Source organism: Exiguobacterium sp. SH5S13 (assembly GCF_004337085.1).
GTDB classification, from domain to species: Bacteria; Bacillota; Bacilli; order Exiguobacteriales; family Exiguobacteriaceae; genus Exiguobacterium; species Exiguobacterium aurantiacum_A.
The window spans coordinates 1-16,630 of sequence record NZ_SJUS01000025.1 but is presented as its reverse complement, the minus strand read 5'-3'; the positions used below and the strand labels follow the sequence as shown (position 1 = coordinate 16,630).

At 55.2% G+C, this 16,630-nt stretch carries 15 protein-coding genes and 2 riboswitches; of the genes, 5 read left to right on the top strand and 10 right to left on the bottom strand.

Annotation, left to right across the window (positions count from 1 at the left end; translation table 11 throughout):
* Positions 1-12: 12 nt before the first annotated feature.
* On the bottom strand, positions 13-1,185 hold the full coding sequence (locus tag EVJ30_RS12180; protein ID WP_131469297.1) for a MalY/PatB family protein: 1,173 nt from the start codon (positions 1,183-1,185) through the stop codon (positions 13-15).
* 117 nt (positions 1,186-1,302) lie between these two features.
* Between EVJ30_RS12180 and EVJ30_RS12175 the strand changes: the two genes are divergently transcribed.
* A complete protein-coding gene (locus tag EVJ30_RS12175; protein ID WP_131469295.1) occupies positions 1,303-1,959 on the top strand; it encodes a M48 family metallopeptidase in 657 nt (218 codons plus the stop codon).
* A gap of 49 nt (positions 1,960-2,008) precedes the next feature.
* On the opposite strand, the gene EVJ30_RS12170 is transcribed toward EVJ30_RS12175, so the two are convergent.
* The 4 genes from EVJ30_RS12170 to EVJ30_RS12155 all read right to left on the bottom strand — a co-directional run bounded on the left by EVJ30_RS12170 (position 2,009) and on the right by EVJ30_RS12155 (position 6,332).
* A complete protein-coding gene (locus tag EVJ30_RS12170; protein WP_167615645.1) occupies positions 2,009-2,914 on the bottom strand; it encodes a methyl-accepting chemotaxis protein in 906 nt (301 codons plus the stop codon).
* Between the two features lie 367 nt (positions 2,915-3,281).
* Positions 3,282-4,532 carry a hypothetical protein gene (locus EVJ30_RS12165; protein WP_131458880.1) on the bottom strand — a complete coding sequence of 417 codons (1,251 nt, stop codon included), beginning with the start codon at positions 4,530-4,532 and terminating at the stop codon, positions 3,282-3,284.
* 9 nt (positions 4,533-4,541) lie between these two features.
* A complete protein-coding gene (locus EVJ30_RS12160; RefSeq protein ID WP_131458879.1) occupies positions 4,542-5,843 on the bottom strand; it encodes a hypothetical protein in 1,302 nt (433 codons plus the stop codon).
* A 105-nt stretch (positions 5,844-5,948) separates the two neighbouring features.
* The gene (locus tag EVJ30_RS12155) at positions 5,949-6,332 is read right to left on the bottom strand and encodes a DUF302 domain-containing protein (RefSeq protein WP_131458878.1); all 384 of its coding nucleotides are present in this window, start codon (positions 6,330-6,332) and stop codon (positions 5,949-5,951) included.
* 172 nt (positions 6,333-6,504) lie between these two features.
* Here EVJ30_RS12155 and EVJ30_RS12150 point away from each other — a divergent pair, with 172 nt between their 5' ends.
* Positions 6,505-6,900: a Spx/MgsR family RNA polymerase-binding regulatory protein gene (locus EVJ30_RS12150; RefSeq protein WP_070327923.1), complete on the top strand. Its 396-nt coding sequence runs from the start codon at positions 6,505-6,507 to the stop codon at positions 6,898-6,900.
* A gap of 30 nt (positions 6,901-6,930) precedes the next feature.
* Here the strand turns inward: EVJ30_RS12150 and EVJ30_RS12145 are convergent, their stop codons facing one another.
* From EVJ30_RS12145 to EVJ30_RS12125, 5 genes are all read right to left on the bottom strand, one after another.
* Complete coding sequence (locus tag EVJ30_RS12145) at positions 6,931-7,593, bottom strand: methionine ABC transporter permease (protein WP_131469293.1); 663 nt, start codon at positions 7,591-7,593, stop codon at positions 6,931-6,933.
* Positions 7,565-8,599 carry a methionine ABC transporter ATP-binding protein gene (locus EVJ30_RS12140; protein ID WP_131463525.1) on the bottom strand — a complete coding sequence of 345 codons (1,035 nt, stop codon included), beginning with the start codon at positions 8,597-8,599 and terminating at the stop codon, positions 7,565-7,567. Before EVJ30_RS12140 ends, EVJ30_RS12145 begins: the two co-directional genes overlap by 29 nt.
* A 9-nt stretch (positions 8,600-8,608) precedes the next feature.
* The gene (locus EVJ30_RS12135; protein ID WP_131458876.1) at positions 8,609-9,430 is read right to left on the bottom strand and encodes a MetQ/NlpA family ABC transporter substrate-binding protein; all 822 of its coding nucleotides are present in this window, start codon (positions 9,428-9,430) and stop codon (positions 8,609-8,611) included.
* A 77-nt stretch (positions 9,431-9,507) separates the two neighbouring features.
* Positions 9,508-9,611, bottom strand: a riboswitch (SAM riboswitch).
* 44 nt (positions 9,612-9,655) lie between these two features.
* Positions 9,656-10,669, bottom strand: a complete 1,014-nt coding sequence (locus EVJ30_RS12130) for an iron-containing alcohol dehydrogenase (RefSeq protein ID WP_131458875.1) — start codon at positions 10,667-10,669, stop codon at positions 9,656-9,658.
* Entirely contained in the window at positions 10,666-11,841 is a 1,176-nt protein-coding gene (locus EVJ30_RS12125) for an aminotransferase class I/II-fold pyridoxal phosphate-dependent enzyme (RefSeq protein WP_131458874.1), read from the bottom strand. The genes EVJ30_RS12130 and EVJ30_RS12125 overlap by 4 nt, the downstream gene beginning before the upstream one ends.
* Before the next feature lie 76 nt (positions 11,842-11,917).
* A riboswitch (SAM riboswitch) is annotated at positions 11,918-12,018 on the bottom strand.
* 177 nt (positions 12,019-12,195) lie between these two features.
* Between EVJ30_RS12125 and EVJ30_RS12120 the strand changes: the two genes are divergently transcribed.
* The 3 genes from EVJ30_RS12120 to EVJ30_RS12110 all read left to right on the top strand — a co-directional run bounded on the left by EVJ30_RS12120 (position 12,196) and on the right by EVJ30_RS12110 (position 16,435).
* The gene (locus EVJ30_RS12120; protein ID WP_131458873.1) at positions 12,196-13,296 is read left to right on the top strand and encodes an AI-2E family transporter; all 1,101 of its coding nucleotides are present in this window, start codon (positions 12,196-12,198) and stop codon (positions 13,294-13,296) included.
* 259 nt (positions 13,297-13,555) lie between these two features.
* Positions 13,556-14,800 carry an MDR family MFS transporter gene (locus tag EVJ30_RS12115; protein WP_131469291.1) on the top strand — a complete coding sequence of 415 codons (1,245 nt, stop codon included), beginning with the start codon at positions 13,556-13,558 and terminating at the stop codon, positions 14,798-14,800.
* Between the two features lie 141 nt (positions 14,801-14,941).
* Positions 14,942-16,435 (top strand): peptide MFS transporter, encoded by a 1,494-nt coding sequence (locus EVJ30_RS12110; protein WP_131458871.1) that lies wholly within the window; start codon positions 14,942-14,944, stop codon positions 16,433-16,435.
* Positions 16,436-16,630 lie beyond the last annotated feature (195 nt).

The following is a 16,630-nucleotide window of genomic DNA, read 5'->3' as shown; positions in this document are numbered from 1 at the left end:
CCGTTTCTCGTTTCATACAAACGCTTTTCCGTCGGAATGGGTCTTGATCCGTCCGAGCGCCTCGTCAACGATCGTCCGGGATGTACCGAAATTGAGACGCTCGAACGTCGACGCCGCCCCCCCGAACGGAACACCCGGTGACAAGAAGACCCGCACCTCCTCGTGGAGCCATTTCTTCCGAGCTTCGGGCTCAAGGCCGAGCGCGGCGAAATCGATCCATAACAAGTAACTCGCCTCCGGCATGAAGCACGTCAGCCGGGGTAACTCGGCATTCAGGCGCTCGACGACATAGGTGGCTTGTTCCTCGAGCTCGGCCGTCAGCTGGTCGAGCCATCGTTCCGCCCGGACGTCTGTGTAGGCGGCGATGATGGCCGTATTGGCGAACGGTGTCGGTAGGACGTGGTGTTTGTTTTGGACTTGGATGATCCGTTTGCGCCAGGCGTCATCCGGACAGATGATGTACGACGCGAACAAACCGGCGATGTTGAACGCCTTCGACGGGGCGCTCACCGTGATGACCCGGTCGTCGAGTCGGTTGATCGCCGTATGGTGCTGCGACGGATACGTCAGATCGGCATGGATCTCGTCGGCGACGATGATGACGTCGTACGTTCTCGCCAACTCGACGACGCGCGCGAGCTCGGACTCTGTCCAGACGCGACCGACCGGATTATGCGGTGAACAGAGCAAAAACAGTTTCGCCTGTCGCATTGCGTGTTCGAGGGCGTCAAAATCCATCTCATACTTGCCATCGACTTGTTTGAGCGGGGCGTCACGCACAACGCGTTTCAACCCGGTCACGAGTTCATGGAATGGTGGATAGACCGGTGATTGGATGACGATCCCGTCCCCTTCCTTCGTCAACGCCTCGACGATGTGGGTCAGTCCGGGCACGACCCCGCTCGAGAACAGCACATGTTCGGGGGTGACGTCGAGTCCGTGTCTCCGCCCGTACCAAGAGCTGACGGCTTCCTGGGCTTCTTTCGCGAACATCGTATAGCCGAACTCTCCTGTCGCCGCACGCGCCGCGAGCGCTTCCGAGATCGAAGGTGCCGTGCGGATATCGATATCGGCCACCCAGAGCGGCAGTACGTCAGACTTCACATGGAACCAGCGCTCGAGGCCGTCCCATTTCACCGAGTCGGTGCCGACCCGGTCAAGCGGTTGATGTAAGATTGATTTCATAGTGATCCCTCCTGTCCCTACTGTAACAAAAATTGAAGCCACTGGTCGTCAAAAGCGTGGCGGATTTTCGAGACGTCGGCTATAATCGACCGAGAACAGTGTTTGGAGGTGACAATGATGAGCGTAAGTATCATCCGCCATAAACGGCGAAAGAAAGCGGCTTTCTACATAACGGCCGAAGGGATCGAGCTCCGCATCCCGGCCCGGTTGTCGAACCGGGTCGTCGAGACGATCTTAAGCGAGCATGCGGACTGGATAAACGACCGGCTCGCGGCATTACCTAAAACCCCGTCGTTGCCGAACGACCGGCTCCGTTATCGAGGTGAGACCGTGCCGCTCATGCGCACGAACGCCGTTGACGCCTTCGACTACGACGGGACAGCTTTCCGGTGCCCGGACCGGTGGGACGAGTCCAGGATAGGGGCCGCATACGAGGCGTGGCTCCGCGACGAGGCGCTCACTTATGTCACCAAGCGGGCGCCCCACTATGAACGTCTGCTCGGGGTGAGCGCTGCGAAAGTCCGCATCGGCCATCAAAAGACGCGCTGGGGCTCGTGCAGCTCGCGCGGAACGATCTCGATCAACGTCCGGCTCATGCTCGCGCCGATCGAAGTGATGGATTATGTCATCGCCCACGAATGGACACATCTCGTCCATTTCGACCACTCCAAATCGTTTTGGTCGACTTTATCCTCTGTTTATCCGGACGTCGATGGGGTGATGGCGTGGTTGAGACAACACGGTCATACGCTCATCGTCAAAAAAACCAATTGAGTGGACTCGCCACCGACGACGGTGGCGGTTCCTTCAATTGGTTTTTTCGTCAGATCGCCGAAGTGAACTGTTCGGCCGTCCCGTTCAATGACTGGGCCGACTGCTCGATCTTCCCGAAGCGTTCGAGCGTCGCTTCCATGATGTTGACACTCGCATGAATGTCTTCGTTCGATCGTGAGACGCCGTCGACAATCGAGGCGAGCTCTTTGTTCATCCCCTCGGTGTTGGCCCGGACCTCGATGACGGCGCGCTCGACGAGACGAGACAAGTTACGAACCTCGGTCGCGACGACGTTGAAGCCGAGGCCGTGTTCACCTGCCCGTGCCGCCTCGATGGCGGCGTTCAGTGACAACAGGTTCGTCTGGGCCGCGATCTCTTTGATCGTACTGGCGATTTTCGTGATCTCTGCCGCTTGGTCTTGAAGGTTGCCGAGCGTCTTCAAGTTTACCGATGCGTCCGACTCGAGCCGCTCAATCGTCCGCTTCAAATGTAGGCTCTCCTCCATGCCACGGCGGGCCCGGTCATCAAGATTCTCGGCCATATCACGGAACGTGCGGGCGTATCGTTCGATCGTCTGTTGCCGCTCGGTGATGTCCGAGGCGATCTTGACGACACCGATGACGTCATCCCCCTCATAGATTGGCATATACGTCGCCTCGAGCCAAATCGAGTCGCCCCGGGCGTCGATGCGTTCGATCTTGTCGGCCGAGCTGAACCCGTCGAACAACTTGTTCCAAAACGCTTGATAGTCCGTACTGTTGACGAAGTTCGGCGTACAGAACAGATGGTGCTGCATCCCGACCATCTCATCGCGTTTGTATTTCATCGCCTTGGCGAAGGCGTCGTTCACATCGACGACACGGCGCTGGCGGTCAAATCGAATCATCGCCATGTTCGCTTCGATGGCGCGAAGCACGTCTGGTGACGATAGGCTGACATCTCTCGTTTCAATCATTCCGATAATTCCCACCTTTATAATTTGAGTTATTTCAGGACATTTTTCCTTTGTTAGTACAATCGAATTCAAGTGTAACTTGTGATAAAAGTCCTGACTAGCGCCGTTTTTAACAGTAAGTCAATATCTTGAGTTTGAAGTATTTACCAACTTCATCACAGGTCATCAGACAATGAATCGCAAAAAAAGAACTCCTCGTTTACAGGAGTCCCATTCGACCTTTTCGTGAAACTGACGGTGCTAATCTTGTAAAAAGATTTGCTTCTACGTAGTTGTCGATTCTTCGGTCAGTTGCGCGCGATTGGCGGATTCATCGACACCGCCAATCGTCGCTGCAGCCGAAGTCTCATCAAACCAAACGTTCTGCTTACTCCACGGCACTGGGAAAAAGTTCATGGAATATTTTCGCACCTTCACTCGACAACTTGAACTGTTCGTCCGTGTTCATATCTTTCACGAAGACATCAACTTTCTGCGAACGTTTGTGGTAACTCAACTCGAACTGTTGACCACGATTTCCTTTCAGCAGCGTCAAATACATGTACTCGCCTGCTTCCCCACTTTTGGTCGAAGGTGTCCCCGTCTCGAGCGCCTCGGTCAATCGTTCATAGCCTTGCCCCTCGATGCTGACTGCGTCCGGATAGTAAAACGGGACACTGGGATGGTACGGGTATTTATGGACATAACCGATCGAGACGGCATCGGTATCGGTCGGCTCCGTGATGAATGGATTCGGTTTGAATCGAATCGAGATCGTCTTCGTCATCTTTTGACCGTTTGACTCGTAGGTTAATTCGTATAACGGAAACGGTTCGAGCGGTTCGAGCGTACCGCCTTCAAGAAGCGTCCGGACATTTAAGTTGTCGACTCCGACCAGTAATTCGCCATCGTTCAACGAATGCTGGCCATAGTGAATCCCGTCACTCGACATTAACATGTATGGCGTCTTCGTCTTCGTGCCATATCCTAACGCAACATGAGTGTCCTCCCTGACCACGTAAGGAGCAAAATCTAAATACGGTGTGAAGACCCCGTCGTCCCCGATTCCAAACTCGATGGACCCGTTGAAACCGGGCGAGATCGTATAAAGACTGTTCATGAACGGTCGAATGGTGAGGTCTTGCCTGTAAGAATGAATCGCTTCTTCCCGTGATAACCTTTCCCGAATTTCTTCTGTCCCGCTTACTACGCTAGGTAGCAACGAGATCTCGCGTGCGGTCTCGTCTTTCAAAAACTCCGGTCTTTCCTCCAGCTTGACCGCCCGATATCCCTCGACATGGTCCGACTTACACAGCGCGTAAACGGCATCACCTTCGACGAACGATGCCTCATTGAAGGCGTATGTTTCAGTATCGGGCTCAGTGAACGGCATTCGGCTTGCAAACGTCACGCCAAGCAAGGATAGATGGTCCTCCTCGATATCGTTGAGTAACTCGCCTTGTTCACAATAGGTCAACATGTCCTTGGCCTTGATTGCCTGCACTTCAAGGTCATGTGTGATGTGCTCTGCCGTCCAATGGGCCTCGACAACATCATATCGGACTACTTCTTGGTCCCGGGCGCACCCTGCGGCCAAAACGAATAGCGATAGACCGATTCCTAATCCGAACTTTTTCATCAGTTCACCTCAATTCTTCGGTGTCTTCTTCAAGTCGGGGAAGTAGGACAAGAACGTCTCCGCCCCTTCGCTCGTCAGTTTGTACGTTTCGCCGGTCAGTTTATCCGTCAAGAAGATGTCTATCTTTTTTGAGCGCTGTTTATACGTCACTTCAAACTCTTGGCCTTTCAGCCCATCGAGAATCGTCAACTGATGATACTCGCCCGCATCCCCACTGCGATTGACCGATTCTGCCGCGTCTATGGTGTCGATCAAGTCGGTCATGTCGGTCCCGGCCGCCTTGAGGACATCCGGATAAGCAAGAGGCTGTTCATGGCTGAACGGTTTCTTATGTAAATAGACGAACGGTTCATCAGATTGCCACATAGACTGCATGTCGGTATGCTCCTGCTGAAGATCACGTTCTTCTTCCGTGATGAACGTCTCTTCCCGATACGTGATCGTCACCGTGTCGGTGATCGGCGCTCCGTCTTTCATGTACGTGAACGTAAAGATCGGGTAGCTCTTGCCGGACTCAAGTACTTGTTCGGTGAGCGGAATCCGTTCAATTTTTAATGATTCATATCTCGGGGCCGCCTCGGTCGCGTCAAACGTGACTTCAATCGGTTGAGACGAGAAAGAACCGTTCTGATGCCCCATCAACACGTACGGAAGCTTCTCTTCTGGACTGAAGGCCATCATCATTTGGACGTCACCCATCGACGACGTCGCCGGTTCGAACGTATTGATCGGGAACAGCGTCGGCCAACCTTCGACAGCGATCTCCATCTCCCCATACAGCGCCTGTGAGAAGCTGAATAACGAATCTGGAAACAATTCAAGTTCATGGTCATATCCGCTCTTTACCTCTGATTGAAGGAACATCGCTCCGTCCGAGGCTTTCGTCTGTAACACGGCAGGAGCACGGCCGATCGAAGTTCCTGTCGACGCGCTTATCTCTTCTGGGAAAGACGGAATCACTTCCGCTTGGAGACGATGAGAGACCATATCGCGGCAAATTGCATAAGATTTATCCCCTTTGACGTATGTCACACTTTTGAACATGTAATCTTCCCCTGAGTTCGTCAAAGGGGGCCGGCTCGCCACGACCGTGTCGAAGACCGTTAACTCCCCGTCTAGCGACGTCGTCAAGTCACCCGTGCACGCCGCTAACGTCTCATCGATATCGGTGACCGGCTCTGCCTCAAGCGAATATTTATTCACGGTCCAATGGTGATCGATATAATCCAATTTCAACGCGCTCGTCTCGTCTTTTCCGCATCCGGAAAGTAAAACCGCGCTCAACAGCATCCATTTGACAGATTGTTTCAACGTTTCCGCCCCTCGTCTTCTTGATGACCCAATTTTACCATTATCTTACTTATTAAAGAACATAAAAAAACCCGTCCACTTACTTGGACGGGTTCGACGCTTCGATTAGATGCTGTTATCGATGGCGCGTGTCAGTCTCGTCTCGACATCCAGTGCGATGGACTGGAGCGACTCGTCCTCGATCAATTCGATCAGTTTCGTCGGTTTCGGCATCCCGACGTGGGTCGCCCCGTCTTTTGTGAAGACGGCGAGCTTGCAGGGCAGGAAGTAGCCACCCTCCCGGTGCGCCGTGATGACTTTCTTGGCCTCTTTCGGGTTGCACACTTCGAGGATATGATAGTCCCCGTCGATGGCTTCCCCTTTCTCTTTGAGCGTATCACTCAAGTCGAAATCCCACAGCACGCCGAACGCTTCGTCCTTGAGCGTCGCTTTCAACTTCTCGACCACTGCTTCGACCGACTGATCCGTCTTCACCGTATAATCAAACATATAAGCCCCTCCTTGTTTGTTGTCTCTCTCGTCATGTACCCGAACTAGTCTGAAACAAATCGTATCGTCGTTTTGAAAAAGTATATGTGATTTGAAACATATTCCGCGTTCGACTCGTAGTAATGAGAGAAAATAAAAGAGTCCATACTTACGCAAAGGAGAAGTGGTTGTCGTGACGGTCACCGTATTCACGCATACAAGCTGCAGTTCTTCCCGCAAGACGCTCGATTGGTTACGCGAACAGAATATCCCGTTCATCGAGAAGAAATTGACCGACCAAGGAATGTCGTTCACCGAGTTCAAGGAGATGCTCCGGCTCACCGAAAACGGGACGACCGATCTCTTGTCTGTCCAAAAAAGTGTCTACAAACAAGCGGCCGACCAGCTCGACGAGATGTCGCTCCGCGAACTGTACAGTTTTGTCGCGACGCATCCACAGATCTTGAAGAGTCCGATCGTCGTCGATGACAACCGGATCCAGATCGGGTTCAGCGAGAAAGAAATCCGGACGTTCATCCCGCGGCATAACCGGATCGCCGACTTGAAACGACTATTAGACAAACAGTAAGAGCGCCGCAAATTTTGCGACGCTCTTTTGTCAGGCTTTCTTTAGTCGGGCCGCCAAACGGTTGCCGAATGATTGGATCGACTGCACGAGCAGGATCAAGACGAAGATCGTCACGTACATGACTTCCGGCTCGAACCGGAGATGCCCGTACTGATAGGCGATATCGCCGAGTCCACCCGCACCGACGAGACCCGCCATCGCCGTCGCACCGATCAGACCGATCGTCGCGATCGTCAGACCGAGCACGATTGACGACCGCGCCTCACGGATCAATACGTACCAGATGATCTTACGCGTCGAGATGCCCATCGCCTCGTACGCCTCGACGACGCCGCGATCGACTTCGAGCAGTGCCGACTCCATCAAACGGGCGATGTATGGCGCCGTGAAGACGATGAGCGGCAACAGCACGCCTTGGACGCCGATCGTCGTCCCCATGATGAAACGGGTGAACGGCAAGATGAAGAATAGCAGAATGATGAACGGGATCGAGCGGACGACGTTGATCACGCTCGACAATGCCCCGTAAAAGTAACGGTTCGCGAGCCGGCCATTCGGCCGCGTCAAGACGAGGAGCGTCCCGAGCGGCAAGCCGATCAGTGTCGAGATGACGAGCGCGACGCTGGTCATCGTCAGCGTCTGGATCGTGCCCGTCCAAATCAAGTCACCCCAATTTTCCCAAAACTGTAGCATGGTTCGTCACCTCCTTCACTTTGACGCCGCTCGCTTCAAGGTAGCGGACGGCTTGGTCGGTCTGTGCCTGGTCCCCGTCGAGATGGACGAGCAAGTTGCCGACGAGACCGCCTTTCAGCTTTTTGATCCCGCCCCCGATGATGTTCGGCAGCAGGCCGAACCGTTTCGTCAGCTCGGCGAGGACGGCCTGTTCGGTCTGGTGACCGATGAACGACAAGTTGACGAGCGTCCCGTGCGAGCTCAACACGTCGACGACTTCTTTCGGCACGTCGAGGTTCGCTTTCAAGAAGCGGCGCGTCGTCGGATGTTGCGGGTCTGAGAAGACGTCGAGGACGTCGCCTTCCTCGACGATCTTGCCGGCGTCGATGACGGCGACCCGGTCACAGATCCGCTCGATGACTTCCATCTCATGGGTGATCAAGAAGATCGTCAGACCGAGCTCGCGGTTGATCTCGAGCAACAGATCGAGGATTGACTCGGTCGTCTCCGGGTCGAGCGCGCTCGTCGCCTCGTCGCTGAGCAGGATGTCCGGCTCGTGCGCCAACGCCCGGGCGATGGCGACGCGCTGTTTCTGGCCGCCCGAGAGTTGCTCCGGGTAATGTTTACGGTGATCGGTCAGTCCGACGATGTCGAGATACTTGTCGACCCGCTCGCTGATCGAGCGTTTATCGAGTCCTTCTAGGCGGAGCGGGATGGCGACGTTGTCTTCGACGGTCGCCGTCTTCAACAGGTTATAGTGCTGGAAGATCATCCCGATGCGGTGACGGAGCTTCGATAACCCTTTTTTGTCGAGCGTCGTGATGTCTTGCCCTTCGATCTCGACTTGACCTGACGTCGGCCGTTCGAGCAGATTGATCATGCGGATGAGCGTGCTCTTGCCGGCGCCGCTCCGACCGATGATGCCGAAGATCTCGCCCTTTTCAATCGTCAGCGAGACGTCGTCGAGCGCAGTGACGGTCCCTTTGTTTACCGTGAACGTTTTTGAGATCTGTTTGAGTGCGATCATAGTGCCTCCTTAAAACGCTGGGACGATCGAGCCGTTGAACGTCTCTTCGATGAACGTCCGGACCTCGTCCGAGTGGTAGTAAGATTTGAGTGTCTCGACGACTTCATCGTCCTTGTTGTCGGTACGGACGACGACGTAGTTCGGGTACGGGTTGTCGACCGTGTCTTCATGGAACAAGGCGTCCTCATTGATCGATAGGCCGGCACCCATCGCGAAGTTCGTGTTGATGGCCGCGAGCGCGACTTCCGGGAGCTGGGTCGGGAGCTGTGACGCCTCGAGCTCGATGAATTCGAGGTTGAGCGGGTTCTCGGCGATGTCACGTTTCGTCGCCTTGTCCGTCAATCCTTCTTTCAAGGTGATGAGTCCGGCCGTCTCATACAGGCGCAGCGCTCGAAGTTCGTTCGCCGGGTCGTTCGGGACGGCGACTTTATCGCCTTCCTTCAACTCCTTGATGTCCGTCAGCTTATCCGAATAGAGCCCCATCGGGAAAGCGACCGTCTTGAACACGTCGTCGATCTTATAGCCTTTGTCCGACTTCTGCAGCTCGAGGAACGACAGCGTCTGGTAACTGTTCACGTCAAGGCTGCCTTCGTCGAGCGCCGTGTTCGGCGTGTTGTAGTCGTTGAACACTTTGATGTCGAGCTCGAGGCCATCCTCGGCTGCGAGTTCTTTTACTTTCTCGGCGATCTGCTGGTGCGGTCCGCCTGTCACGCCGATCGTGAGGGATTCTGTGCTGAGCGCTTCGCTCGCGTCCGATTGGCCGCACGCCGACAAGGCGATGGCCGCGAGTAGAGATGTTCCTGCGAGTACTGTTTTCTGTTTGATGTTCATGAATGATTCCTCCTCCAAAATAAAAGCCCGCTACTCATAAAGAGTGGCGGGCACGACAAGTCAAAGACAGTCGGACACGCTCATCTCCCAGACGTTTCGTCTGTTGGAATTAGCACCATGATCGTTACGATCTGGTTGCCGGGTTTCATAGGGCCAGTCCCTCCACCACTCTTGATAAGCTATCGGTCTTATTTAATTGTTATCATCTTACTTTTAATCCTTTTATTAGTAAACAGAAAATACTGAATTTTCAAAAATTATTTTCAAATAGTCAATATCGAGCGGGACGGGTGATCGTTGCAATTCAGTCTCGGCCCGGACCGCGTCGACCAGTTGCGGGATGTCGGCCGGAACGAGTCCGAGCGTCTCAAGTGACGTCGGCGCGCCGATCCTGGCGAGCCACGCCTCTAAATACGGGGCGTCAGACGAGCCACGCAACCGTTCTTGGACAAGGAGGCCGAAGCCGACCTTGTCGCCATGTAAGAACGGATGGGTCGACTCGAAGCGGCTGAGCGCGTTGTGGACGGCGTGGGCGACGGCGACGCGTGTCCCGGCGTCACCGAAACCACCGACGGCACCGCCGACGGCGAGGATGTGATCGACCGCGAACCGGGTCTCTGGCCCATACGCGGTGAAACTGGACTCACTCAAGTCGAGTTCGACGAGCCGGCCGCATTGTTCGGCCAAGGCGAGACCGGTATTGACGCCGGCATCAGGCGAACTGTCGCCGCTCAAATAGCGGGCCTCGTAAAACTTGGCGACCGTGTCGATGACGCCGGCTCGGAAGTAGTCGTACGGCGAGTCCGTCACGACCCTCGCGTCGACGATGACCCGCTCGATGACGACGCGGAACACGTCGTAGCGGTCATAGGCACCCTGCTCGTCATAGATGACGCTGAGCGGTGTGAAGGCGGCACAGTTCGAGGCGAGCGTCGGGATGACGATCAGCGGGACACCTTGCCGGTAAGCGACGAGTTTCGCCGTGTCGACGAGCTTGCCCCCACCGACGGCAAGGAGGACATCCACATCCTTCAAACGGAGCCGTTCGACCTCCGCGTCCGTGCATTCGCCACGGAACAGCGATGTCGGATAGGCAGTGATCGCTGGCAGGACGCGCTTGACGACGTCAAAACCGTTCTGCCCGCGCAGCACGTGAGCACGACGGCCAGCGATCAATTCATCGAGCCGCTCGAGCGCATCATCCGCATGGTCGTACTCGAGCACGGCTTGGCGGATCATGCCCGGACCTCTTCATACGTCGCGAACAGTTTCTCGATCCGCTCGACGGCCTCGTCGATCTTCGGCTCGGCGGAGACGAGCCCGAACCGGACGTACCGCTCGCCTTCTGAGCCGAAGAAATAGCCAGGCGTCACGGCGACCCCTGCCTCGTGGAGCAGCTTATGCGAGAACGATTTGGCGTCCCCGTCCGGCACTTTCGCCCAGACGAAGAACGAGCCGCTCGGGGCCGTGATGTCCCATCCGGCCTGACGTAACCCGTCGACGAGCCGGTCGCGGCGGGCCTCATACAACCGTGACAAGTCGTCCCGGAGCGAACGCGGTGACTCGAGCGCGGCGATGGCCGCCTCTTGGATGGCCGAGAACACGCTCACATGGACGTGGTCCTGATACGTGTTGATCGCCTCGATGATGTCGCGGTTGCCGACGGCGAAAGCGACCCGCCAGCCGGACATGTTGAACGCCTTCGACATCGTATACACCTCGATGCCGATGTCTTTCGCTCCCGGCGTCTGCAGGAAGCTCGGCGGGACGTGACCGTCGAAACCGATGCTGCCGTAGGCGAAGTCGTGGACGACCATGAGGTCATGCTTATTCGCGAAACGGACCGTGTCGTCAAAGAACGCGGGCGACGCGACGGCACCGGTCGGATTGCTCGGGTAGTTCAAATACATGAGTCGCGCTCCCTGCGGATCGAGCGTCTCATAATCAGGAAGATAACCGTTCTCTTCCCGGAGGACGAGGTCGTGGACGACCGCGCCGGCGAGACGCGCCCCCGAGATGTAGTCCGGGTAGCCCGGGTTCGGGAGCAACATGCCGTCACCTGGCTCGAGCACACATTGCGGGAGCGTGATGAGTCCCGACTTGCTGCCGATCAAGATGGCCACTTCGGTCTCGGCATCGAGCGCGACGCCGTATTCGGTCTGGTAGAACGTCGCGACCGCTTGCTTCAGGCGCGTCTGTCCCCGGAACGGGCCGTATTGGTGTGTCGCCGGGTCGAGCAGGGCCGTCTGCAACGCCTCGCAGATCGGGGCTGGTGTCGGCAAGTCGGGCGTCCCTTGGCCGAGCCGGATGACGTCGCGGCCTGAACGCTCGAGTGCGGCGACTTCAGCGGCGAGTCCGACGAAATGCTGGGGTGGTAACGTTTTAAGTAACTTCGAGCGTCTGTCTGTCATGAATAGTCCTCCTATGCAAAAACACCCCTTTCCGAGGAAAGGGGTGTCGAGATACGGACGTATTCAAACAACCACCTTTCCATCTCTCAAGGTCACCTTGCTGGAATTAGCACAGTATTGAAACAATCTGTTGCTGAAGCTTCATCGGGCCAGTCCCTCCGCTTCTCTTGATAGAAAGTGTTTTTATATGCAATTGATAATTTCTGTAATATGTCATTTAGTAAACCAAACGTTACCAACCTTGTCAATCCTTATTTCAAAAATTCCTTACCGCTATTGAATCCCAGTAAAAAAACGTTCATAGTAAAAGATGAACGTTATTCTGCAAAATTTACAGCATGAGGGGATAGACCATTGGAACTAAACCGTCAATTGATATGGAAGTTAAGCGTGATCGGGCTGATTCTGCTCGTCCTATGGAAAGTCATCAGTGAGCCGGACACGATCTCTCGGGTCCTGCAATATGCGTTTCAGCTGTTGACGCCGATCATCATGGGAATCGCCATCGCGCTGCTCCTCAACACCGTCCTGTCCTACATAGAAGAACGGTTCCACTTGAAGCGCTACCAAGGCTTGTTGATCGTCTACGTCACGTTCATCGGGATCCTTGTCGTGTCAGCGGTGACGCTGTTCCCTCGCATCTATTCGAGTGTCGCGTCTCTCATCGAGGAGCTCCCGTTTTATATTCGCCAAATCGATAGCTTCCTCGGTCAACTCAACACGTATTTGAGAGAATACAACGAGACGATCGCCCAAGCCATCGACTTGAACCGGTTCGAGGAGCGGTATTCCGGATGGGTCGAGACGGCCGTCGTGTCTTCGGTCGGTTACGTGTCGAGCTTCACGATGACGTTGATCAACTTGTTGATCGGGATCGTCATCTCGATCTACTTGTTGAAAGACAAGGAAGTGTTCGCCCGGATGTTCAAACGTCTGCTGTATGCGATGTTCCCGGTCGCCTCAGCGAAGACGACGATCGACATCTTCCAAGAGATGGACTATATCTTTAAACGCTACATCATCGGAAAGTCGCTCGACTGTCTCATCATCGGCGTGATGGCCGTCATCGGGCTCTTGATCATCGGCGCGCCGTACGCGCTCTTGCTCGGTGTCATCATCGGGGTGCTGAACTTCATCCCATACGTCGGGCCGCTCTTAGGGATGATCCCGGCGTTCATCATCACCTACTTCTACGATCCGTTCACGGCCCTGCTCGTCTTGTTGTTCATCTTCTTGCTGCAACAGTTCGACGGACTCTGGCTCGGCCCGAAAATTCTCGGCGACAGCGTCGGGATCACCCCGTTCTGGGTCATCACATCGATCATCATCGGGGGGAGCCTGTTCGGCCTCGTCGGGATGTTTATCAGCGTACCCGTGACCGCGATGATTCAGGTCGTCTTGTCCCGGTTGATCGATTATCGGCTCACCCGCAAGAATTTAAATGAACTGTTATGACGCAAGTCAAAATATGTTGACACATTTCAAGAATCTGTCATACAGTTGAAATGAAGAGTAAACTTTCAGAAAGGAGGACCCGCCATGTCAGTCATGACGCAGCCACATCGTATCCAATTTCATACTGACGGGTCGGGGTCTTCCGTTTCATGAACTGAAGTCACCCGCCTGTCTTCCGAGGCGTACATAGGTTAAGTAGGGACGAGTATGCCTCCGTGCATCCTTCGTCCCTTTTATTTTGTAGAAGCAGGTGAAACGTATGATTCAATCACTCAAACGGCTCGACCGTAACATTTGGATTCGTTTCCTCGGCGAGACGATCACCGGTGTCATGATGTTCATGATCGCCCCGTTCCTCGTCCTCTATTACAGCGACAAGCTCGACAGCTACGTCCAAGTCGGTGTCATCTTGGCGACCGGACCGATCATGGCGCTCATCGGCTCGGTCGTCGGCGGACGTCTCGCCGACCTGTATGGCCGAAAGCCGGTCATGATGACCGCCATCCTCGGTGATGCGGTCGCCCTCATCGGTTTCGCTTTCGCGGAAACGTTTTGGCCGCTCCTGCTCTTGAACGCCATGCTCGGCTTGACGAACTCGTTGTTCCACCCGGCCGCGAGCGCGATGGTCGCCGACGTGACCGAGCCGGAACAGATGAACGAGGCGTTCGGTCTCTTACGGATGGGACATAATATCGGCGCGGCGTTCGGTCCCCTGCTCGGGAGTGCCGTCTTGTTCATCGACCGACAGTACATCTTCTTCACGGCAGCGTTCGTCTTCGCCTTGTACGCGCTCGTTCTCGGACGCTTCATCCGCGAGTCGCTCCCAGAGACGACCGGGCAGGACAAACCGTCGAACCGTGACGTCTTGCGCGTCTTTTACAACGACAAAGTCTTTCTCGTCTTCATCTTCGCCGGCGTCTTCATCTCGATGGGCTTCTCGCTGATCGAGAGCATGTTGCCGCTGTTCTTGAAAGAGTCGATGCCGTCGTTCACCGACCGCGAGAACCCGTTCGCCTATCTGCTCGCCTTGAACGGCATCATGGTCGTCTTGTTCCAATTCCCGATCGCCTCAAAACTCGGGCGCAAACCGTTCGGCAACGTCATGCTGGTCGGGGCGACGATTTTCGGGATCGGGATGATGTTGATCGCGGTCGTGCCGCGGCTCCTCTATACGCTCGGCACCCCGTACCTCGTCCTCGTCGGTATCCTGCTCGCCGTATACGCGTTCTATACGCTCGGCGAGATGATCATGTCGCCCGTCCAACAGACGTTCATCGCCATGATCGCCCCCGAGAACATGCGCGGTGCCTATAACGGGGCCGCCAGCATCCAATGGTTGATCGGCGGTGTGACCGCGCCGCTCATGGCCAGCCTGTTCCTCGACCAGCGTGCCGGGCACATCGCCCTCATCCTCGTCGGGGCGGCGAGTTGTCTGTCGGGTTTCATCTATTGGCGCCTCGGGAGATACGTCAGCGCGGAAGAAGCTAAACAAAAGACTGCTTAGTTCATCAATCCACCTAAACAACTTGGTTTAGGTGGATTTTAGTTTCGTTTCAAACCTGTTAAAATTTGAACTTCACTTTCATTTTTCCTTTACAAACATAATGATTCTTCTTATGATAATACGGTCAAGGAGGGATCTTTCATGGAAAGGATCGATAAACAGAAAATTGTGGACAGTGTGCCACAAAAAGGATTTTTCGGACAGCCGAAAGGCTTGTTCACGTTGTTCTTCACTGAATTTTGGGAACGTTTCTCGTACTACGGGATGCGGGCCATCCTCGTCTTCTACATGTATTACGAGGTATCGGAAGGCGGTCTCGGGCTCGACCAGAACGTCGCCTTGTCGATCATGTCCGTGTACGGCGCGCTCGTCTACATGTCAGGAGTCATCGGGGGATGGCTCGCCGACCGCGTCTTCGGGACGTCCCGGGCCGTATTTTTCGGTGGTGTGTTCATCATGCTCGGTCATATCGTCTTGTCGATCCCGGGCAGCCTCACGTTCTTGTTCATCTCGATGGGTCTCATCGTCATCGGGACCGGACTGTTGAAGCCGAACGTGTCGAGTATCGTCGGTGACCTGTACCACGAGACGGACCGTCGCCGTGACGCCGGGTTCAGTATCTTCTACATGGGGATCAACCTCGGGGCCTTCATCTCGCCTTTGATCGTCGGCGGCGTCCAAAAGAGCTACGGCTTCCATTGGGGCTTCGCCCTCGCCGCGGTCGGGATGTTCATCGGTCTCGTCGTCTTCGTCCTCACGAAAAAAGGCAACCTCGGCCTCGCCGGGTCTTACGTGCCGAACCCGTTGACGGCGTCTGAAAAGAAGAATGCGATCAAGTACACGACATTGGCCGTCATCCTCATCGGAGGATTACTGGCCATCCTGATCCCACAAGGCTTGTTCACGATCAACACGTTCATCGGACTCGTCGGTGTGTTCGGAATCGCCATCCCGACGATCTACTTCATCGTCATGTACCGGAGCCCGAAAACGACAGAAGTCGAGCGGTCACGCATCATCGCCTACATCCCGCTCTTCATCGCCTCGGTCATGTTCTGGGCGATTCAAGAACAGGGCGCGACGATTTTGGCAAGCTATGCCGATAAGCGGACCGATCTTGAATTTTTAGGGTTCACGCTGTCGCCGGCCTGGTTCCAATCACTGAATCCGTTGTTCATCATCCTGCTCGCCCCTGTGTTCGCCTGGTTATGGGTGCGGCTCGGTGATCGTGAGCCGAGCATCCCGACGAAGTTCGCTTTCGGGATCTTGTTCGCCGGTTTGAGCTTCCTCGTGATCTTGCTGCCGGCCTACTTCGGTGGACCGGACACGCTCGTCAATCCGCTCTGGCTCGTCCTCAGTTACTTCATCATCGTCCTCGGTGAGCTCAGTCTGTCTCCGGTCGGTCTGTCGGCGACGACGAAACTCGCCCCGGCCGCCTTCTCGGCCCAGACGATGTCGCTTTGGTTCTTGTCGAATGCGGCGGCACAAGGGATCAACGCCCAGCTCGTCCGGTTCTACTCGCCAGAGAACGAGATGCTCTACTTCGGGATCATCGGCGGAGTAGCGATCGTGCTCAGCATGATCTTGTTCGCGCTGGCCCCGGTCATCAAAAAGTATATGCGCGGTATCCATTAAGTCAAAAAAACGCCATTCCTCGCGCGTGAACTGAACCCTGAATGATAGACACTTGATAAAAAGTGCTCATTCAGGGTTTTTTGTGTGCGGTCGAATCGATATAATGAACCTATTCATTCAGACGGGGGAACGCATCCATGAGTAAAATCATCTTCAACGAACATCAAATCAGGCAGCTCGAGTCGAATCCGAACG